The 20,069-nt window shown below is 68.1% G+C and carries 20 protein-coding genes; 18 read left to right on the top strand and 2 right to left on the bottom strand.

Features of this window, described 5'->3' with window-relative positions:
• The first annotated feature begins 18 nt into the window (after positions 1-18).
• The 18 genes from ubiE to B2J89_RS02660 all read left to right on the top strand — a co-directional run bounded on the left by ubiE (position 19) and on the right by B2J89_RS02660 (position 16,973).
• Positions 19-750, top strand: a complete 732-nt coding sequence (ubiE, locus tag B2J89_RS02745; protein ID WP_169167703.1) for a bifunctional demethylmenaquinone methyltransferase/2-methoxy-6-polyprenyl-1,4-benzoquinol methylase UbiE — start codon at positions 19-21, stop codon at positions 748-750.
• Positions 751-769: 19 nt separating this feature from the next.
• Positions 770-1,771, top strand: a complete 1,002-nt coding sequence (locus tag B2J89_RS02740) for a Tim44 domain-containing protein (protein WP_169167702.1) — start codon at positions 770-772, stop codon at positions 1,769-1,771.
• 45 nt (positions 1,772-1,816) lie between these two features.
• Positions 1,817-2,410, top strand: a complete 594-nt coding sequence (locus B2J89_RS02735; protein WP_169167701.1) for a hypothetical protein — start codon at positions 1,817-1,819, stop codon at positions 2,408-2,410.
• Positions 2,407-3,981 (top strand): ubiquinone biosynthesis regulatory protein kinase UbiB, encoded by a 1,575-nt coding sequence (gene ubiB / locus B2J89_RS02730; protein WP_169167700.1) that lies wholly within the window; start codon positions 2,407-2,409, stop codon positions 3,979-3,981. The genes B2J89_RS02735 and ubiB overlap by 4 nt, the downstream gene beginning before the upstream one ends.
• Before the next feature lie 124 nt (positions 3,982-4,105).
• Positions 4,106-5,560 carry a sodium:solute symporter family protein gene (locus B2J89_RS02725; protein ID WP_169167699.1) on the top strand — a complete coding sequence of 485 codons (1,455 nt, stop codon included), beginning with the start codon at positions 4,106-4,108 and terminating at the stop codon, positions 5,558-5,560.
• A 103-nt stretch (positions 5,561-5,663) separates the two neighbouring features.
• Entirely contained in the window at positions 5,664-5,975 is a 312-nt protein-coding gene (locus tag B2J89_RS02720) for an FmdB family zinc ribbon protein (RefSeq protein WP_169167698.1), read from the top strand.
• A 9-nt stretch (positions 5,976-5,984) separates the two neighbouring features.
• Complete coding sequence (locus B2J89_RS02715) at positions 5,985-6,605, top strand: DUF502 domain-containing protein (protein ID WP_169167697.1); 621 nt, start codon at positions 5,985-5,987, stop codon at positions 6,603-6,605.
• A 42-nt stretch (positions 6,606-6,647) separates the two neighbouring features.
• Positions 6,648-8,462 carry an aspartate--tRNA ligase gene (gene aspS, locus B2J89_RS02710; protein ID WP_169167696.1) on the top strand — a complete coding sequence of 605 codons (1,815 nt, stop codon included), beginning with the start codon at positions 6,648-6,650 and terminating at the stop codon, positions 8,460-8,462.
• A 184-nt stretch (positions 8,463-8,646) separates the two neighbouring features.
• Positions 8,647-9,108, top strand: a complete 462-nt coding sequence (gene nudB, locus B2J89_RS02705; protein WP_169167695.1) for a dihydroneopterin triphosphate diphosphatase — start codon at positions 8,647-8,649, stop codon at positions 9,106-9,108.
• Positions 9,105-9,857 (top strand): endonuclease/exonuclease/phosphatase family protein, encoded by a 753-nt coding sequence (locus B2J89_RS02700; RefSeq protein ID WP_169167694.1) that lies wholly within the window; start codon positions 9,105-9,107, stop codon positions 9,855-9,857. Before nudB ends, B2J89_RS02700 begins: the two co-directional genes overlap by 4 nt.
• An 81-nt stretch (positions 9,858-9,938) precedes the next feature.
• A complete protein-coding gene (gene clsB / locus B2J89_RS02695) occupies positions 9,939-11,165 on the top strand; it encodes a cardiolipin synthase ClsB (protein WP_169167693.1) in 1,227 nt (408 codons plus the stop codon).
• Between the two features lie 110 nt (positions 11,166-11,275).
• Positions 11,276-12,001, top strand: a complete 726-nt coding sequence (folE, locus tag B2J89_RS02690; protein WP_169167692.1) for a GTP cyclohydrolase I — start codon at positions 11,276-11,278, stop codon at positions 11,999-12,001.
• Position 12,002: 1 nt separating this feature from the next.
• Entirely contained in the window at positions 12,003-12,425 is a 423-nt protein-coding gene (locus B2J89_RS02685) for a BLUF domain-containing protein (protein WP_169167691.1), read from the top strand.
• Between the two features lie 229 nt (positions 12,426-12,654).
• Entirely contained in the window at positions 12,655-13,536 is an 882-nt protein-coding gene (locus B2J89_RS02680) for a DMT family transporter (RefSeq protein ID WP_169167690.1), read from the top strand.
• A 6-nt stretch (positions 13,537-13,542) separates the two neighbouring features.
• Positions 13,543-14,400 (top strand): DUF429 domain-containing protein, encoded by an 858-nt coding sequence (locus B2J89_RS02675; RefSeq protein WP_169167689.1) that lies wholly within the window; start codon positions 13,543-13,545, stop codon positions 14,398-14,400.
• A 79-nt stretch (positions 14,401-14,479) separates the two neighbouring features.
• Positions 14,480-15,166 (top strand): LysE family translocator, encoded by a 687-nt coding sequence (locus B2J89_RS02670; RefSeq protein ID WP_169167688.1) that lies wholly within the window; start codon positions 14,480-14,482, stop codon positions 15,164-15,166.
• A gap of 95 nt (positions 15,167-15,261) precedes the next feature.
• Positions 15,262-15,963, top strand: coding sequence for a histidine phosphatase family protein (locus tag B2J89_RS02665; RefSeq protein WP_169167687.1), 702 nt, complete (start codon positions 15,262-15,264; stop codon positions 15,961-15,963).
• A gap of 113 nt (positions 15,964-16,076) precedes the next feature.
• Positions 16,077-16,973, top strand: coding sequence for a MaoC family dehydratase N-terminal domain-containing protein (locus B2J89_RS02660; RefSeq protein ID WP_169167686.1), 897 nt, complete (start codon positions 16,077-16,079; stop codon positions 16,971-16,973).
• Between the two features lie 163 nt (positions 16,974-17,136).
• Here the strand turns inward: B2J89_RS02660 and B2J89_RS02655 are convergent, their stop codons facing one another.
• Together B2J89_RS02655 and B2J89_RS02650 are read right to left on the bottom strand one after the other, a co-directional pair.
• A complete protein-coding gene (locus B2J89_RS02655; RefSeq protein ID WP_371809023.1) occupies positions 17,137-18,567 on the bottom strand; it encodes an amidase in 1,431 nt (476 codons plus the stop codon).
• Positions 18,558-20,048, bottom strand: coding sequence for an ABC transporter substrate-binding protein (locus tag B2J89_RS02650; protein ID WP_169167685.1), 1,491 nt, complete (start codon positions 20,046-20,048; stop codon positions 18,558-18,560). Before B2J89_RS02650 ends, B2J89_RS02655 begins: the two co-directional genes overlap by 10 nt.
• Between the last annotated feature and the right edge of the window lie 21 nt (positions 20,049-20,069).

Below are 20,069 nucleotides of genomic sequence, written 5' to 3'. Positions count from 1 at the left end.
CACGCTAGCATCACGCCCATGAGCACCACGCATTTCGGGTTCGAGTCGGTAGACGAAAAAGACAAGGCACGCCGCGTGCGCGGCGTGTTTGACTCCGTGGCGTCCAAATACGACGTGATGAACGACCTCATGTCGGGTGGCCTGCACCGCGCCTGGAAGGCCTACACCGTGATGGTCGCCAATCTGCGCGAAGGCAGCCAGGTGCTCGACATTGCGGGCGGCACCGGCGACCTGTCGCTGGCGTTTTCCAAGAAGGTCGGGCGCAGCGGCCGCGTGGTGCACACCGACATCAACGAGGCCATGCTGCGCACCGGCCGCGACCGGCTCATCGACGCCGGTGTGGTCTTGCCGACGCTGGTCTGCGACGCAGAGAAGCTGCCCTTCCCGGACGCGCACTTCGACGTGGTCAGCGTGGCTTTCGGCCTGCGCAACATGACGCACAAGGACGCAGCGCTGGCCGAGATGTGCCGTGTGCTCAAGCCCGGCGGCAAGCTGCTGGTGCTCGAATTTTCCAAGATCGCCAAGCCGCTGGCCAAGGCCTACGACTGGTATTCCTTCAATGTGCTGCCGCAGATCGGCCGCCTGATCGCGGGCGACGCCGAAAGTTACCGCTATCTGGCCGAGTCGATCCGCATGCACCCGGGCCAGGAGGAGCTCAAGGCCTTGATGCACCAAGCCGGCTTTGGCCATGTGGACTATCACAACATGACGGGCGGCATCGTCGCGCTGCATGTAGGTATCAAGTGTTGACTGAACGGAGAACCAAGATATGAAAAAACTGTGGCCCGCCCTGCTTGTGGCGATCATGATGGTGGCGTCACTTCCTGACGCGGAGGCTGCGCGCATGGGCGGCGGCAGGTCGATGGGCCGGCAGTCCAGCAATGTGACGCAGCGCCAGGCAACGCCCCCCAGCAACGCGCCCGGCGCACCGACGCAAAACGTCAACAACGCCGCCACCAAGCCGGCACCGGCGGCGCCTGCCGCCGCCGCGCCCAAGAAACCCTGGGGCGCCATGCTCGGCGGCCTGGCCGCCGGCCTCGGCCTGGCGTGGCTCGCCCATTCGCTGGGCATGGGCGAAGGCTTTGGCCAGATCCTGATGATTGCTTTGCTGGCGATGGCGGCGTTTGCCATCTTCAAGATGGTCATGCGCTCCCGCAAGCCCGCAGGCGCGGCGCAGGGCGGGGCACCGTTCGCCTTCCAGGGCGCGGGCTCCGCTTCGCCCGAGACCGCCACCGTGCCGCGCGACTACAGCCCGGACAAGGTGGGCAACGACGCGTCGGCCCGTCCCTGGGAACGCGGCGCCACGTCCGGGGACACTGCGCGACAGTCCGGCGGCGGCTCGATGATCGGCTCGGCCCTGTCGGGTTCGCAGAACTGGGGCATCCCCGAGGGCTTTGACACCGCTGGTTTCCTCGAGGCGGCCAAACGCAACTTCTCCACGCTGCAGGCGGCGTGGGACCGCTCGGACGTGGCCACGCTGCGCTCCATGATGACCGACGGCATGCTCGAGGAAATCCGCGCCCAGCTGGCCGAGCGCGAGTCGCACCGCGGCGGCGCCCAGCCGAACCACACCGAGGTGGTGATGATCGAGGCGCAGTTGCTGGGCATCGAAGACCTGGGCGAAGCCTACATGGCCAGCGTCGAGTTCTCCGGCATGATCCGCGAGGAGCCCTCGTCGGGCCCCAGCCCGTTCCGTGAAGTCTGGAACATGACGAAGGCCAAGAGCGGCGCCAGCGGCTGGCTCGTGGCCGGGGTGCAGGCACTGCAATAACGCAGCGCGGCGCGCCGCGCGCAGTTCAGGGAATAATCGGGGACTATGGCAACACAGTCCCCTTTTTCTTTTCTTGGCAGCGTGTTTGAGCGCCTTGCCGCCGGCCCGCAGCCGCCCGAGTGGCTAGCACACGAAGTGCAGCACCGCGCCGTGCTGTTCCTCAACCATGTGCTGATGCAGGAGCGCGCGGCCACCGAGCGCCTGGCGCGCCAAAGCGGCCGGGTGGCTCGCCTCCAGTGGCGCGGCTATTCCATGGCGCTGCAGGTCACCCCCGCGGGACTGTTCGATCTGGCCCCGCCCACGCAAGAGCCCCATCTGCGCCTGGAGGCCACGCAAACCTCGCCACTCGACCTTGCGCAGTCTGCCCTGCGCGGCGACAAGCCGGCCGTGCGCATCGAGGGCGACGTGCAGCTCGCCGCCGATCTGCAGTGGCTGGCAGATAACGTGCGCTGGGACGCTGAAGAAGACCTGGCGCGCCTAGTGGGCGATGTGCCTGCGCACATGCTCGCCGGCATGGCACGGCGGTCGGTGGAGGCGTTGCGCCAGTTCGTGGGGGCGCGCATCGCCCTCGCGCCAGCCCCTGCCAGCCACCCCGCCGCTGCCCCCGCGGCCGACAGCGGCGACCGGGCCGCACCATGAAGCGCTTCTTCCGCGGCGCCACCATTGTCTGGGTGGCGCTGCGCTACGGCCTGGACGAGCTGGTTTTGACCAGCTTTCAAAAGCCTTGGTTGCGCCTGCTCGCCCGTGTGGTGTCGGTGGGGCGCAACCTGCAGGCACCGCGCGGCCAGCGCCTGCGCGAGGCGCTTGAGCGGCTGGGGCCGATCTTTGTGAAGTTCGGACAGGTGCTGTCGACCCGGCGCGACCTTATGCCGCCCGACATTGCCGATGAACTGGCGCTGTTGCAGGACCGCGTGCCGCCGTTCGATTCTGCGATTGCCGTGGCGACGATCGAGCGCGCGTTCCGCCGACCCCTGGCCGAGGTGTTCGAAACCTTCGAGCACGATCCGGTCGCCAGCGCCTCGATCGCACAGGTCCACTTTGCCACCCTGCGCGACCGCCGCGGCCTGCTGCACCAGGTCGCGGTGAAGGTGCTGCGCCCGGGCATGCTGCCGGTGATCGAGAAGGATTTGGGGCTCATGCGCACGATGGCCGGCTGGCTCGAAGGCCTGTCCGCCGATGGCAAGCGCCTCAAGCCGCGCGAGGTGGTGGCGGAGTTTGACAACTACCTGCACGACGAGCTGGACCTGGTGCGCGAGGCGGCCAATGCGGCGCAGTTGCGGCGCAACATGGAAGGCCTGGGCCTGGTGGAAATCCCCATCATCCACTGGGACTTCTGCCACGCGGAGGTGATGGTGATGGAGCGCATGAACGGCGTGCCCATCAGCCAGGTCGAGCGCTTGCGGGCGGCCGGCGTGGACATTCCCAAACTGGCGCGCGACGGTGTCACGATCTTCTTTACGCAGGTGTTCCGCGACGGCTTCTTCCACGCCGACATGCACCCGGGCAACATCCAGGTCAGCCTGGAGCCGGCCACGTTCGGGCGCTACATCTCGCTGGACTTCGGCATCGTCGGCACGCTGACCGAGTCCGACAAGGAGTACCTGGCGCAAAACTTCGTGGCCTTCTTCCGGCGCGACTACAAGCGCGTGGCTGAACTGCACATTGAAAGCGGCTGGGTGCCGCCCGAGACGCGGGTCAACGAGCTCGAGTCGGCCATCCGAACTGTCTGCGAGCCGTACTTTGACAGGCCGCTCAAGGAGATTTCGCTTGGCATGGTGCTGATGCGCCTGTTCCAGACCTCGCGGCGCTTCCAGGTCGAGATCCAGCCGCAGCTCGTGCTGCTGCAAAAGACGCTGCTCAACATCGAGGGCCTGGGGCGCCAGCTCGATCCCGACCTCGACCTCTGGAGCACGGCCAAGCCTTTCCTGGAAAAGTGGATGCTCGACCAGATGGGACCGCAGCGGATGTGGCGCGAACTCCGTGCCCAGGCCCCGCATTACGCACAGCTGCTGCCCGAATTGCCGCGCCTGCTGCACGATTACCTGCGCCGCGGCACGCCGCGCCAGCAACGCGGCCAGCGCGAGCTGCTGGAGCTCCTGCGCGAGCAAAAACGCACCAACCGCCTGCTGCAAAGCCTGGTCTATGGCGGGGTCGGGTTTTTGCTCGGGCTCCTGGCGATGCAGTGGCTGGTGCGCGTACGCATCTTCTGAACGGGCGTGGTCTGAAGGCGCGCCCGCTGTCGCCCACAAGCGACATGAAGGGCCGGGTTTGCGGGGTTTTGCGCTGATAATGCGCGGCGTTTTGTTGCAACCCCTTTGAGCTTTGGAGCGGCGCATGCTGGTGACTTTCATTGTTTTTTACCTGCTGGCCTCCATGGCGATCGGTCTGTTTGCCGCCACGCGGGTGCACAACACCGCAGACTACGCGGTGGCCGGCCGCAGCCTGCCGCTGGCCGTGATCATTGCGACCACGTTCGCGACCTGGTTTGGCTCGGAAACCGTGCTCGGGGTCTCGGCGCGCTTCATCGATGGCGGGCTGGGCGAGGTGGTGGAAGACCCGTTTGGTGCTTCCATGTGCCTGGTGCTCGTCGGCCTGTTCTTTGCGTACCGGCTTTACCAGAAGAACCTGATCACGCTGGGCGATTACTACCGCCAGCGCTACGGCCGCACCATTGAGGTGGTGTGTTCGTGCATCATCTTGTTCAGCTACCTGGGCTGGGTGGCCGCGCAGGTCACGGCGTTGGGCCTGGTGTTCAACCTGCTCACGCAGGGCGCGCTCTCGATTACCACCGGCATGGTGCTGGGAACGGCGGTGGTCTTGATCTACACGCTGTACGGCGGCATGTGGTCGGTGGCGCTGACCGACTTTGTCCAGATGATCGTGATCGCCCTCGGGTTGATCGCCATCGCCTTTTATGCGGCCGACCTGGCCGGTGGCGCGGGCAAGGTCATCGACTTTGCGGCGCGCGAAGGCAAATTCCAGTTCTTTCCGCGGGACGGCGGCTTCAAGCAGTGGACGTTCTTTTTTGCCGCGGCCATCACCATGATGCTGGGCTCGATTCCGCAGCAGGACGTGTTCCAGCGCGTCATGTCGTCGAACAGCGCCCGCACGGCGCGCAACGGCCCGATCATCGGCGGCATCCTGTATTTGCTGTTCGCCTTCATTCCCATGTTCGTGGTCACCGCTGCGGTGCTGATCATGCCCGAGACGGCGCAGGCCCTGCTCAAGGACGATCCGCAGAAGGTGCTGCCCACGCTGGTGATGGAGCGCATGCCGCTGGCGTTGCAGGTGGCCTTTTTTGGCGCGCTGCTCTCGGCCATCATGTCCACGGCCTCTGCGACCCTGCTGGCGCCCGCGACCACGTTTGTCGAGAACATCCTGCGCAACCTGCGCCCCGGCATGAGCGATGCCGCCACCCTCAAGGCGATGCGCGTCTCGGTGCTGGTGTTCACGCTGGTGGTGCTCGCCTATGCCATCACCATGCAGGGCACCTCGATCTATGAAATGGTGTCGGGCGCCTACCAGGTGCCTCTGGTGGGGGCTTTTGTGCCTTTGGTGTTTGGCCTCTACTGGAAGCGTGCCACCACGCAGGGAGCGCTCTGCGCCGTGGCGCTGGGCCTGGGGGTCTGGCTCCTGTTCGTGGCCACGCCGGTGCTGTCGTCAGCGTTCCCGCAGCAACTCGCCGGCGTGCTGGCCGCACTGGCGGGCATGGTGGCGGGGTCGCTGGCGCCGCAATGGACCGCAGACCACAAGGGCCACGTGCGCCACTACCAGGGCACGCCGGTCTGAGCCGAGCGCACGCTGGAGTCCAAGCGCGCGGTCCGGCTGCGCGCTTGAACAGGGGCAGGCCGCCTATAATTGAAGGTTTTGCACTTCCAGCCTTCTTATTGCCATGCCTATCTATGCCTACAAATGCGGCTCCTGTGGCCATGCCAAGGATGTGCTGCAGAAAATTTCTGCCGATCCCCTGACGGTTTGCCCGGCCTGTGGCGCCGAGGCGTTCACCAAGCAGGTGACTGCGGCCGGTTTCCAGCTCAAGGGCTCGGGCTGGTATGTCACCGATTTTCGCGGCGGCAATTCTGGCGCCAGTGCAGCACCCGCCACGCCGGCCGCGGCGGGCGATGCCGGCACGGCCCCTGCGGCCAAGGCTGACGCCGCTGCCGCACCTGCCAGCGCCCCGGCTGCCACCCCGACCACGAACTGAGCGCAGTTGATGGCACCCTTGCGCAAATGGCTGTTCACGGGCCTTTTGGTGATCGTTCCGGGAGCGATCACCATCGCGGTGCTCAACTGGATCGTCGGCCTGCTCGACCAGACCCTGCTCATCCTGCCCGGGGCCTGGCATCCGGACAAATTGCTGGGCCTCCATATTCCGGGTTTCGGCGTGGTGCTCACGCTGGTGATCCTGCTGGCGGTGGGGGCCACCGCGAGCAACTTCGCCGGTCGCAAACTGGTGCAATGGGGGGACGCCCTCGTCAGCCGCATTCCGGTGGTGCGCTCCATCTATTCCAGCGTCAAGCAGGTGTCGGACACGCTCTTTTCCGAGAGTGGCAACGCATTTCGCACCGCCGTGCTGGTGCAGTGGCCGCGCGAAGGCGTCTGGACCGTGGCCTTCGTCACGGGTGCGCCCAGCGGCGAGGTCGCGGCCTACCTGCGCGATGAATTCCTCAGCGTCTACGTGCCGACCACGCCCAACCCCACGGGCGGCTATTTCGTGATGGTGCGCAAGAGCGACTGCATCGAGCTCGACATGAGCGTGGATGCCGCCCTGCGCTACATCGTTTCCATGGGCGTGGTGGCACCCAGCGACCCCGCTCTTGCAAACCCCAAATAAACCTTTTACCAACGCGCCCTTGCCGGCGCCGGAAGTCTTGCCATGGCCATGCGTTCCCACTATTGCGGTCTTGTCACCGAAGCCCTGTTGGGCCAAACCGTCACCCTCGCAGGCTGGGTGAACCGCCGCCGCGACCATGGCGGCGTGATCTTCATCGACCTGCGCGACCGCGAAGGCTATGTGCAGGTGGTGTGCGACCCCGACCGTGCCGAAATGTTCAAAACCGCCGAAGGCGTGCGCAACGAGTTCTGCGTGCAGGTCAAGGGCCTGGTGCGCGCGCGCCCCGAGGGAACGACCAACGACAGCTTGAAGAGCGGCAAGATCGAGGTGCTGTGCCACGAACTGAACGTGCTCAATCCCTCGGTGACGCCGCCGTTCCAGCTCGACGAAGAGAACCTGTCGGAGACCACCCGGCTCACGCACCGCGTGCTCGACCTGCGCCGCCCCTACATGCAGAACAACCTGATGCTGCGCTACCGCGTGACGATGGAAGTGCGCAAGTTCCTCGACGCCCATGGCTTTGTCGACATCGAAACGCCCATGCTCACCAAGAGCACGCCCGAAGGCGCGCGCGACTACCTCGTGCCCAGCCGCGTGCACGACGGCCACTTCTTCGCGCTGCCGCAGTCGCCCCAGCTGTTCAAGCAGCTCCTGATGGTGGCGGGCTTCGACCGCTACTACCAGATCACCAAGTGCTTCCGCGACGAAGATCTGCGCGCCGACCGCCAGCCCGAGTTCACGCAGATCGATATCGAAACCTCGTTCATGGAAGAGCAGGACATCCGTGACATGTTCCAGGGCATGGTCAAGACCGTGTTCCAGAACACGCTGGGCGTGGATCTGGGCGAATTTCCGGTCATGACCTACCAAGACGCAGCCTACCGCTTTGGCTCGGACAAGCCCGATCTGCGCGTCAAGCTCGAATTCACCGAACTCACCGACGTGATGAAGGACGTGGACTTCAAGGTGTTCTCGGGTGCCGCCAACATGAAGAAAGGCCGCGTGGTGGCCCTGCGCGTGCCCGGCGGCGCACGCGAAGCCGGCGGCCTCTCGCGCGGCGAGATCGACGGTTACACCGAGTTCGTCAAGATCTACGGCGCCAAGGGCCTGGCCTACATCAAGGTCAACGATCTGGCCAAGGGCCGCGACGGCCTGCAATCGCCCATCGTCAAGAACATCCATGACGCGGCCATCGCCGAGATCCTGCAGCGCACCGGCGCGCAGGACGGCGACCTGCTGTTCTTCGGTGCCGACAAGGAAAAGGTCGTCAACGACGCCATTGGCGCGCTGCGCATCAAGATCGGCCACAGCGAGTTCGGCAAGAAGAACGGCCTGTTCGAGGACCGCTGGGCGCCGCTGTGGGTGGTGGACTTCCCGATGTTCGAGCACGACGAGGAAAACGACCGCTGGGTCGCCGTGCACCACCCCTTCACCGCGCCCAAGGACGGCCACGAGGACTACATGGTCACCGCCCCCGAGAAGTGCATCTCCAAGGGTTACGACATGGTGCTCAACGGCTGGGAGATGGGCGGCGGGTCCGTGCGCATCCACCGTGCCGACGTGCAGCAGAAGGTGTTTGACGCGCTCAAGATCACGCCCGAAGAGGCGCAGCAGAAGTTCGGCTTCCTGCTCGACGCGCTGCAGTACGGTGCGCCGCCGCACGGCGGCCTGGCCTTTGGCCTGGACCGCATCGTGACGATGATGACCGGCGCCGAATCGATCCGCGACGTGATCGCCTTCCCCAAGACGCAGCGCGCCCAGTGCCTGCTCACGCAGGCGCCCAGCCCGGTGGACGAAAAGCAGTTGCGCGAACTGCACATTCGCCTGCGCAATGTGGATGCCGTGAAGGCGGGCTGAAGCCCGGTTGCGGCGCTGTCCGCCGGTTGACGCAATCCAAGAAGCGGCAGGGCCTGGGGCCCGGGCCGCTTTTTTTTTGGCCTGGGCAAGCTGCGTGCCGTAAAGGCGGCGCTGCGGTAGGGATCTTGTCGTACAGCGGTGCCGTGCTTCGGGGTGTATTCTGGGCTTCCCAACCACAGACACGATGACGTCCAACCCCAAAATCCCCCAGTCGGTGCTGGTGGTCATCCACACCGCCGCGCTCGATGTGCTGCTGCTCCGCCGTGCCGACACGGACGCTGATTTCTGGCAGTCGGTGACCGGCAGCAAAGACAGCCTGGCCGAGAGCTGGCGCGACACGGCGCTGCGCGAAGTGCAGGAAGAGACCGGTATCGACGCCGGCACCGGCGCGTGCGCCCTGGTCGACTGGCAGCTGCAGAACGTCTACAGCATCTACCCGCAGTGGCTGCACCGCTATGCGCCCGGCGTGCGCCAGAACACCGAGCACCTCTTTGGCCTGCAGGTTCCGGCCGGCACGCCAGTCGCCTTGAATCCGCGCGAGCACACCGCATGTGCATGGCTGCCCTGGCGCGAGGCGGCCGAGCGCTGCTTCTCTCCCTCCAACGCCGAGGCCATCCTCTTGTTGCCACAATTTTGCCGACCATGATCACGCATTCCGACGACTCTGCCGGCATCCTGCGGGTTGCCACCTACAACATCCACAAAGGCGTGCAGGGCATAGGCCCCGCGCGCCGGCTGGAGATCCACAACCTAGGGCACGCGGTCGAGCAGCTCGATGCCGACATCGTCTGCCTGCAGGAGGTGCGCAAGATGCACCGCCGCGAGGCGCAGTACTTCGAGCGCTGGCCCGAGGTGTCGCAGGCCGAATTCCTGGCGCCCGAGGGCTACGAGTCGGTCTACCGCACCAACGCGTTCACGCGCCATGGCGAGCATGGCAATGCGCTGCTCACGCGCTGGCCCGTGATCGGCCACCAGCACGAGGACATTTCCGACCACCGCTTCGAGCAGCGCGGCCTGCTGCATGTCGAGGTCGACATCCAGGGCCAGCATGTGCACGTGATCGTCGTGCACCTGGGCCTGGTTCCGGGCAGCCGCGTGCGCCAGGTGCAGCGGCTGCGCCAGTTCATCGAACGCGAAGTGCCCTCGCATGCGCCGCTGGTCGTGGCGGGCGATTTCAACGACTGGGGCCTGCAGGTCAAGCACACGCTCGCGCGCTTCGGGCTGATCGAGTTCGATGCCACGCAGGCCCTGACCTATCCGGCGCGGTTGCCCATCGTGCAGCTGGACCATATCTATGTGCGCGGGCTCACGCCATTGGGCCTGAAGGTGCCGCGGGGGCGCATCTGGTGGCGCATGTCCGACCACCTGCCGCTGATCGCCGAGTTCCGGGTGTAGCCGCTTGGCCACCCCCCTTGCACCACACCACCGCCGCCCTGAGGCCGGGCGTCCGCACGGTGCGCCGTGGAGGGCCGCGGTGTGAAAAATGGCCTGGTCCTCGGCGACGGGCACCGCGTGCAGCTGCTGCAAGGTGCCGCCGAGCTGTTTCCGGCCCTGGTGCGCGCCATGGATGCGGCCGTGGTCGACATCCAGTTCGAAACCTACATCTTCGACTTCACGGGTGCCAGCGTCGGTGTGGCCGAGGCGCTGGAGCGCGCCGCCCAGCGCGGGGTGCGCACGCAACTGGTGGTCGATGGCGTGGGCACCGGCCCGCTGCCGCCGCAGTGGCAGCAGCGCTTTGCCGCGGCGGGCGTGCAGTTTCGCGTCTATTCCCCGCTGGGGCCGCTGGGCCTGCTGCTGCCCCACCGCTGGCGCCGGCTGCACCGCAAGCTCTGCGTGGTCGATGGGCGCATGCTGTTTTGTGGCGGCATCAACGTGCTCGACGACTTCCACGACCCCAATTACGGTGCGCTGGACGCGCCGCGCCTGGACTTCGCCGTCCAGGCCACGGGCCGCCTCGTGGTCCAAGCCAGCGACGCGATGGAAAAGCTCTGGCAGCGCATGCAGGCGGTGCGCGACGTGCGGGCCCACCGCCTGCCACAGGCCGTGCGTGCGCTGCGCGCGGCCCATGTCGCCTCCCTCGGCGAGGAGGCCGCGGAAGCGGCGCTGCCGGGCCCGCGCATGCGCGCCGCGCTGGTGCTGCGCGACAACGTGCGCAACCGCAGCCGCATCGAAAAGGCCTACCTGCGCGCCATCGGTTTCGCGCGCGAGGAAATCATCATCGCCAACGCCTACTTCGTGCCCGGGCGCAAGCTGCGCCGCGCGCTGGTGCACGCGGCCGAGCGCGGCGTGCGCGTGCGCCTGCTGCTGCAGGGGCGCTATGAATATTTCATGCAGTACCACGCGGCCCGGCCGGTGTACGGCGCGCTGCTGGCGGCGGGCGTCGAGATCCACGAGTATTCGCCGAGCTTCCTGCACGCCAAGGTCGCGGTGATCGATGCGCTGTGGCCGCGCCCCTGGGCCACGGTGGGCTCGTCCAACCTCGATCCGCTGTCGCTGCTGCTGGCGCGCGAGGCCAACGTGGTCGTCGAAGACGCGGCCTTCGCCGAGGGCCTGCGCGCGCGCCTGGTGCACGCCATGGAGCACGCGGGCCACCTGCTCGACCCCGCCCAGTACGCCGCCCGGCCCTGGCGCGAGCGCGCGCTCGACGGCGTGGCTTTCGCGCTCATGCGCACGGCGCTCTGGGTCTCTGGCAAGAGCTATTGAGGGTTCTCTGAATGCTATTGTTTTTATAGCTTTCTGCGCTTGCTGGTATTGCGCTGAACGGCAAAAACCCTTGGAGTATTGCCCGCGCGGTTCGCTGTTACCATGCCGGCATGTTCAGACAAACCGCCGCCGACATGAATCCTGCCAACCCCGACGAAGGCACGCCGGTCTCCGTCAAGATCCGCGAGCGGCTGGGCGCTGCGCGCAAGCGCTTTCATGCCAACGACAACATCGCCGAGTTCATCGAGCCCGGCGAACTCGAGCTGCTGCTCGACGAGGTCGAAGCCAAGATGCAGGGCGTGCTCGACAGCCTGGTCATCAACACCGCGGGCGACCACAACACCCACAACACCGCGCGCCGCGTGGCCAAGATGTACCTCAACGAGGTGTTCAAGGGCCGCTACGTCGCGCAGCCGCCGATCACCGAGTTCCCGAACGCCGAGCACCTCAACGAGCTGATGATCGTCGGCCCGATCACCGTGCGCAGTGCCTGCAGCCACCATTTCTGCCCCGTCATCGGCAAGATCTGGATCGGCGTGCTGCCCAACGAGCACACCAACGTGATCGGCCTGTCGAAGTACGCGCGCCTGGTCGACTGGGTCATGGGCCGCCCGCAGATCCAGGAAGAGGCCGTGGTGCAGCTGGCGGACCTGATCATGGAAAAGACCCAGCCCGACGGCCTGGCCATCGTCATGGAGGCATCCCATTTCTGCATGTCCTGGCGCGGCGTGCGCGAGATGGACAGCAAGATGCTCAACTCCGTCATGCGCGGCGTCTTCCTCAAAGACCCGTCGCTGCGGCGCGAATTTTTGTCCCTCATTCCCGGAAGGAATTGACATGTTGGTACGCCTGCTCTATGCGAGCCGTGCGGTCGATACCTCGCCCGACGCCATCGAAGCCATCCTGACCCAGTCGCGCCAGCACAACCCGGGCTGCGGCATCACCGGCATCCTCTGCTACGGCGGGGGCATCTTCCTGCAGGCCATCGAAGGCGGACGCTCCGCGGTCAATGAGCTCTACGGCCACATCCAGCGCGACCCACGCCACAAGAATGTCGAGCTGCTGCACTACGAAGAGATCACCGAACGGCGCTTTGGCGGCTGGACCATGGGCCAGGCCAACCTGTCCAAGGTCAACCACTCCATCTTGCTCAAGTACTCTGAAAAGCCCGAGCTCGACCCGTACTCCGTGTCGGGCAAGGTGTCGTTTGCGCTGCTCGAAGAGCTGATGGCGACGGCCTCCATCATCGGCAGGGCATAAGTGAACACCGCCCTGCGTCGCGTCGCTCCTTCCCCCCGCTCGCGCATCGCTGCGCGATGCGGGCAGGGGGACGCCACCGGTGCAGCGGGGCGGCCTTTGCACGGTGGCCGCTGGCCTGGGCCGCGCCGGTCTCAGTCGCACCGGATGGAGCACAGCGCAGTCGATCACTGATTTTCTTCCGCGCCATGGCACGGCCGCAGTCCTGAAGGGCTGTGGCCATTTGTTTTTCATGACCCTCACCGCCTTTGCCCTCATCCTTCTCGCCGGCCTGATCCATGCCTGCTGGAACATCGCCGCCAAGAAAGCGGGGGGCGATGCGCGTTTCGCGTTCTTCACGGCCGTGCTGATGATGCTGTTCTGGGCGCCGCTGGGCTGGTGGGTGGGGCGCGACGTCGTGCCGCTGTGGGGCCTGCAGGAATGGGCCTTTGTGGTCGCCAGTGGCGTGCTGCATGTGTTTTATTACGTCATCCTGCTGCGTGGCTACCGCAAGGCCGACCTCACCGTGGTCTACCCGCTGGCGCGCGGTTCGGGGCCGCTGCTGTCCTCGCTGGTGGCGATCGCGCTGCTGGGCGAGCAGATTACGGCCCTCGGCCTGCTGGGCATTGCGGGCGTGGTCGGCGGCGTGTTCCTGATCGCCGGCGGCCCGGGGCTGCTGCGCGCCTCGCACGACCCGCAGGCGCGTGCGCGCGTGCACTTGGGGCTGGCCTACGGCGTGCTGACAGGGGTCTTCATCGCCAGCTACACCCTGGTCGATGGCTACGCTGTCAAGGTCGTGCTGATGTCGCCCATCCTCATCGACTACATGGGCAATTTCGTGCGCGTGGCCTTGCTGGCGCCGGCCGTGCTGCGCGACCTGCCCACCGCCGCCGTGCTGTGGCGCGCGCAGTGGCGCTTTGCGCTGCTGGTAGCCGTGGTCAGCCCGGTGGCCTATGTGTTGGTGCTCTACGCCATGCAGCAGGCGCCGCTGTCGCACGTGGCGCCGGCGCGCGAGGTCTCCATGCTGTTCGCCGCCCTCATCGGCGGCCACCTGCTGGGCGAGGGCGACCGCGCGGCACGCGTGCTGGGCGCGCTGTGCATCGCCGCCGGCGTGGCGGCGCTGGCGCTGGGCTGAACGCGCATGGCCACGCCCGCTGCGGCCATCGCCACCCCGCTGCTGGGCTGCGACTTCTCCAGCCGCCCGAGCCGGCGCAAGCCCATCATGCTGGCGCTGGGCGAGCGGCGCGGCGGCCGCGTCGTTCTGGCCGGCCTGCAGCGTTTTGCCACGCTCGAAGATTTTGGCCGCTGGCTGGCCGAGCCGCGCCCCTGGGTGGGCGGCTTTGACCTGCCGTTCGGCCTGCCGCGCGAACTGCTGCAGACCCTGGGCTGGCCGCTGCAGTGGCAGGCCTGCATGCGCCACTACCGGTCGCTCACGCGTGCGCAGGTGCGCGACGTCTTTGCCGCCTTTTGCGCCGGGCGCCCCGCAGGCGGCAAGTTTGCGCACCGCGCCACCGATGGCCCGGCGGGCTCCAGCCCGAGCATGAAATGGGTCAACCCGCCCGTGGCATACATGCTGCATGCCGGCGTGCCACTGCTGCTCGATGCGGGCGTGCACCTGCCCGGCCTGCACGCGGGCGAGGACCGGGACGGGGCGCGGCGCGTGGCCGTGGAGGCCTACCCGGGTCTGCTGGCGCGCGAGGTGCTGGGGCGGCGCAGCTACAAGAGCGACGCGCGCGCCCAGCAGACGGCCGAGCGCCTGCTCGCGCGCAAGGACCTGGTCACCGCGCTGGAACACGGCCAGACCCGGCTGTGTCTGCAGCTCAAGCTCAGCCATACGCAGCGCGATGCCCTGGTCGACGACGTCAGCGGCGACAGCCTGGACGCCGTGCTGTGCCTGCTGCAGGCCGCCTGGGCCGAGCGCGCGCACGCGGCGGGCGATCCGCTCTACGGCCTGCCGCCCGGCATGGACCCGCTCGAAGGCTGGATCGTCACGGCGTGAGGCGGCGGCGGCCATGGCCCGCAGGCCCGGGCGCACAATGGCAGGCTGTGTCCTTTCCGTTCTCTGGAGCCGCATTTCCATGCCTTCTCTTGAAACCCTGGTGGCGTTTTTTGGTGTCGCCGTCCTGCTGGGCCTGACGCCCGGCCCCGACAACCTCTTCGTGCTGCTGCAGTCGGCCCAGCGCGGCTGGCGCGCTGGCATGGCCGTGGTGCTGGGCCTGTGCGCGGGGCTCGTGGTGCACACGGCGGCCGTGGCGCTGGGGCTGGCGGCGGTGTTCGCGGCCTCGGCGCTGGCGTTCACCGCGCTCAAGTTCTGCGGCGCCGCTTACCTGGCGTGGCTCGCGTGGCACAGCCTGCGCGCGCCGGTGGCGGTGGTCGATGGGGCGGTGGGCGATGGCGCCACAGGTGAAGAAGGGGCCGGAGCCAACGGCCAGAGCGCGCGCGGCGCTGCAGCGGCCCCGGGCCTGGCGCGCATGGTGGGGCGCGGCATGGTGATGAACCTCACCAACCCCAAGGTGCTGATCTTCTTCCTGGCATTCCTGCCGCAGTTCGCCGACCCGGCGCGCGGCAGCGTGGCGCCGCAGCTCATGGTGCTGGGCGTGGTCTTCATGCTGGCGACCTTGCTGGTGTTCGGTGCCATCGCCTGCTTTTCGGGGGCCTTCGGGGTGCTGCTGCAGCGCTCGGCGCGCGCGCAGCGCTGGCTCAACCGGGTGGCGGGGCTGGTCTTTCTCGGGCTGGCGGTGCGCCTGGCCACGGTGACGCGGTAAATTGTGCTATGTAAAATATAGCTGTAATCGCTCGACAGATAAGCGTTTGAAGCCAAAAACACCCAAAAAATGACACCGCGCAGGACGATGCTCCCATGACCGAACTGATCCTCATCCGCCACGGCGAGACCGACTGGAACCGCGAGCTGCGCTTCCAGGGCCAGGTGGACGTGCCGCTCAACGCCACCGGCCATGCGCAGGCGCAGCGCCTGGCGCAGCGGCTGGCACGCGAAGGCGTGCGGGCCGACCACCTGGTCAGCAGCGACCTGCTGCGCACGCAGCAAACCGCGCAGCCCGTGCTGGGCGCGCTGCTGCCGCAGCTGCGCCTGGAGGCGCTGGTCGACCGCGCGCTGCGCGAGCAGAGTTTTGGCGTGGTCGATGGCATGCGCGTGGACGACATCAAGGCCCAACATGCCGGCGCCTGGGCGCAGTGGCTGCGCTTCCAGGCCGATTCTGGCATGCCCGGGGGCGAAACCACGCGCCAGTTCCATGCGCGTGTGATGGACGCGCTGCGGCGCCTGGCGCAGGCACACGCGGGCCAGACGCTGGTGGTGGTGACGCACGGCGGCGTGCTCGACATGGTGTGGCGCACCGCGCATGGCCTGGGATTGGCGGGTCCGCGCCAGAGCGACATTCCCAACGCCGCCTTCAACCGCGTGCGCATGCACGGCGATGCCATCGACATCCTGCGCTGGGCCGACACGCGGCACCTGGAGGGTTTGCCCGCGCAGCCGGTGTACGACCAGGCGAAGGCGCAGGCCGACTCCGAGGCCGGCGCAGCCCTCAAGCCTGCGTAAACCGGATCGCCGATCGCCCGGTGGGGTGTGGCGGTGGCCTGCGGCAGCAGCGCTGTCGACCCTGTCAGGGAGGGATTGCGCGCGCCCCCGAGTGCGGCGACCATGATGCTCCCATGGACCATTCTCTCGACCCTGTGGCACGCACCCTGGACAGCGCCTCGCTGGCGCACCTGAAAACCTGGGTCGGCACCACCGAAACGCTGGACGACACCGTCACCGCCGCCCCCGTGCAAGCCCTCAGCGCGACCTTGGACCGCGACGATCCGCCTCCCCGGACCGGCACGCCGCTGCCGCCGCTGTGGCACTGGCTGTATTTCTTGCCACACCCGCGCCAGAGCGCGCTGGGCCCGGACGGCCACGCCCGGCGCGGCGGCTTCCTGCCGCCGGTGCCGCTGCCGCGCCGCATGTGGGCCGGGGGCCGCCTGCAGTGGCAGCCGGGCAACCCCCTGGTGGTGGGCGATGCCGTGCGGCGCACCTCGCGCATCGCCTCGGTCACGCACAGGGCGGGGCGCACGGGCGACCTGCTGTTCGTGCAGGTGCAGCACGCAGTGCACAACGCGCGGGGCCTGGCACTCACGGAGGAGCACGACATCGTCTACCGCGCGGCCGCGCGGGCCGATGACCCGGCGCCACCGCCCATGCCGGCCGAGCAAGGCGCCGCCTGGCAGCGCGACATCGTGCCCGACGATGTGCTGCTGTTCCGCTATTCGGCGCTGACCTTCAACGGCCACCGCATCCACTACGACCGCCGCTATGTGACCGAGGTCGAAGGCTATCCCGGCCTCGTCGTGCACGGCCCGTTGATCGCCACGCTGCTGGTCGATCTGGTGCGCCGCCAGCGGCCGGGGGCACGGCTCAAGGGTTTCCGCTTCAAGGCCGTGCGGCCGGTGTTCGACCTGCACCCGTTCGGCCTCCATGGCGCGCCGTCGGCCGACGTACAGGAGGTGCGGCTGTGGGCCAGCGACCACGAAGGCGGGCTTGTCCTGCAGGCCACGGCCGAGCTGTGGTGAGCGGTCCGACCCTTGGAGGCGGGCGCGGGCCTCGGATGGGCCGGGCCCTGGGTCGGCCAGGAACAGAACCACCGGCGCAGCGGCAACGCCGGCGCCTGCGGCGCGGTGGCGCATTGAGAAGCCCTGCCGGCACCGTGCGCCAAGGCGCCCGGGCGGCCGCCGCTCAGGCGCTGGCCGGCGGCTGCGGCCAGGGCCGCTGGGGGTCGCGGATCAGCTCGAACGCTCGCGCCAGGCGCAGCACGCCGAGGTCGTCAAAGCGCGCCCCGGCGATCTGCAGGCCGATCGGCAGGCCGCCGGCGGTGTAGCCGCAGTTGACCGAGGCGGCCGGCTGCTCCGACATGTTGAACGGCACCGTGAAGCCGATGTGCTCCAGCGGGCGCAACGGGTCGTTGGTGGGCGATGGCAGTTCGGCCGGGAAGGCCGCCATCGGGGCCACGGGCGAGACCACGTAGTCGAAGGCGCTGCAGGCCTGGACGGTGGCGATGCGCACGAGGTGGAACTGCTGGCTCGCGCGGTACACCTCGGCACCGGTCATGGTGGCCGCGCTGTCGGCCCACGCGCGGATGTAGGGCAGCACCCGGGCCTTGCGCGCGGGCGCCAGGCTGGCCATGTCCAGGTGCGAGCGCATGCGCCAGAAATGGTCCATGCCGTCGAGCATGGCCTGCGTCATGAACGGCTGCATGGGCACGACGGAGGCGCCTGCGCGCTCCAGCAGGCGCGCGGCGTGCTCGACGGCGGCGCGCACCTCGGGCTCCAGGGCCAGGCCGCAGCCCGCTTCGAGCAGCAGCCCGATGCGCAGGCCGCGCAGGTGCCCCGCGCCGTGGTCGAAATCGGCCCAGGCAATGTCTTGCGCGGGCAGGCTCATGCTGTCGCGCGCGTCGCTTTGGCTCAGCACCTGCATCATGAGCGCGGCGTCGGCGACGCTGCGGGTCATCGGGCCGGCGGCGCGGCCGGTGTAGGGCGGGTCGATGGGAATGCGCCCCAGGCTGGGCTTGAGGCTGAAGATGCCGCACCAGCTCGCCGGCAGGCGCAGCGAGCCGCCGATGTCGGTGCCCACGTGCAGCGGGCCGTAGCCCGCAGCGGCGGCGGCGCCCGCGCCGGCGCTGGAGCCGCCCGGTCCCTTGGACAGGTCCCAGGGGTTGCGCGCCAGCGCATGGAAGCTCGACAGCCCCGACGACAGCATGCCGTAGTCGGGCATGGTGGTCTTGGCCACGAGCACGGCACCGGCCTCGCGCAGGCGGGCGGCCGGCGGGGCGTCGGCACTGGCGGGCACCAGGTCGGCGGCCGCGGTGCCCAGCGGCGTCGGATCGCCGCGCGTGGCGATGTTGTCCTTGAGGGTGGCCGGCACGCCATCGAGCAGGCCCTGGGGCGCGCCGCGCTGCCAGCGGGCCTCGGAGGCGCGTGCCTGGGCCAGCGCGGCCTCGGGGCGCAGCAGCCAGGTGGCATGCAGGTGCGGCTCCCAGCGTTCGATGTGGTCGAGCACGGCCCGCGTCACCTCCACGGGCGAGAGCGTGCGCGCGCGGTAGGCGGCGAGCAGGGCGTGGGCGGGCAGCGCATGTAGCGCGCCGCCGGTGGCGGGGGCGCTCAGGTCCACGACAGCGCCGAGAGGTCGTTGACGAACACGGGCATGTCTTTCCACAGGCCCTTGAGGTTCTTGTGTGCCACCGTCACCCACTGCGGCTGGTACAGGAAGGCGTGCACGCAGTCCTGCGCCAGCAGGCGCTGCGCGTCGCCCAGGAGGCGGGCGCGGTCGGCCGGGCGTGCCGAGGTCTGGATCTTTTCGTAGAGCTCGTTGAACTGGGGCGACTGGTAGCCCCAGTAGTAGTCGGGCTTGGCGAAGTTGCCCAGGTCGAAGGGCTCGACGTGCGAAATCAGCGTCAGGTCGTAGTTCTTGGCGCCATAGGTGCCGCTGAGCCACTGCGCCCACTCCACGTTCTGCAGCTTGGCGACGATGCCGATCTTGGCCAGCTGCGCCGCGATCACCTCGCCGCCCTGGCGCGCGTAGGGCGCGGGCGGCAGCGTCATGGTGAGTTCGAGCGGCGTCTTGATGCCGGCCTCGGCCAGCAGCTTCTTGGCCTTCTCCACGTCGTAGGGGTTGATGCCCGTGGTGTCCACGTAGCCGAAGGCGCCGGGCACATAGTGGCTGCCGATCGGGGCGCCATAGCCGTCGGCCCCGCCCTCGATCACGGCCTTGCGGTCGATGGCGGCCGCGATCGCGCGGCGCACGCGCACGTCGTTGAGGGGCTTCTTGGCATTGTTGATGGCCAGGATGGTCTTGGCGCGCGAGCCGCTCACCACCACCTGGAAGCGCGGGTTGGCCTTGAACTGCGCCACGCTGCGCGGCGTCACGCGCGGGAAGGCGTCCACGTCGCCGGCCAGCAGCGCCGCCACCTGGGCGGCCGGGTCGGAGATGAAACGGAAGGTGGCGCGGCGGATGCGGATGGCGCCAGGGTTGCGGAACCCGTCCCAGCGGCCGAGCGTGATCGACGAGCCCTTGCTCCAGGCATCGAGCTTGTAGGGGCCGGTGCCCACGGGCTGGGTGGCGTTGGTGGCGGCGCTCTTGGGCTCGACGATGATGGCCGTGGCCTGTCCGAGCACGAACAGGAAGTCGGGGTCGATGTCCTTGTTGATGACCACCACCGTGTGCTCGTCCACCACCTGCGTGCTGAGGTTGGCGAAGTTGCGCTTGTCCTTGTTGGTGCTCTTGTCGCTGCCGGCGCGATCGAACGAGAACTTCACGGCGGCGGCGTTGAACGGCTCGCCGTTCTGGAATTTCACGCCCTTGCGCAGCCGGAAGGTGGTGGTCTTGAGGTCGGGCGAGACCTCCCAGCCCTCGGCCAGCAGCGGCGAGACGCTGCCGTCGGGGTTGATCTTGGTCAGCGTTTCAAAGACGTTGTAGTGGACGATCTCGGCGATCGACGAGGCCGCGCCCGCCGTCGGGTCCAGCCCTGGCGGCTCCAGGGTCAGGGCCAGGACAACGGTGTCCTTCTTGCTCTGGGCGAGGGCCGCGAGCGGCAGGGCCAGCGGGGCGGCAGCCAGGGCGCCTGTGGCAAGGACGGTGCGGCGGTTGAGCATGGACAAGATCTCCGAATGAAT

This window comes from Acidovorax sp. SRB_24, assembly GCF_012931925.1.
This window is presented reverse-complemented; position numbering and strand designations above follow the sequence as displayed.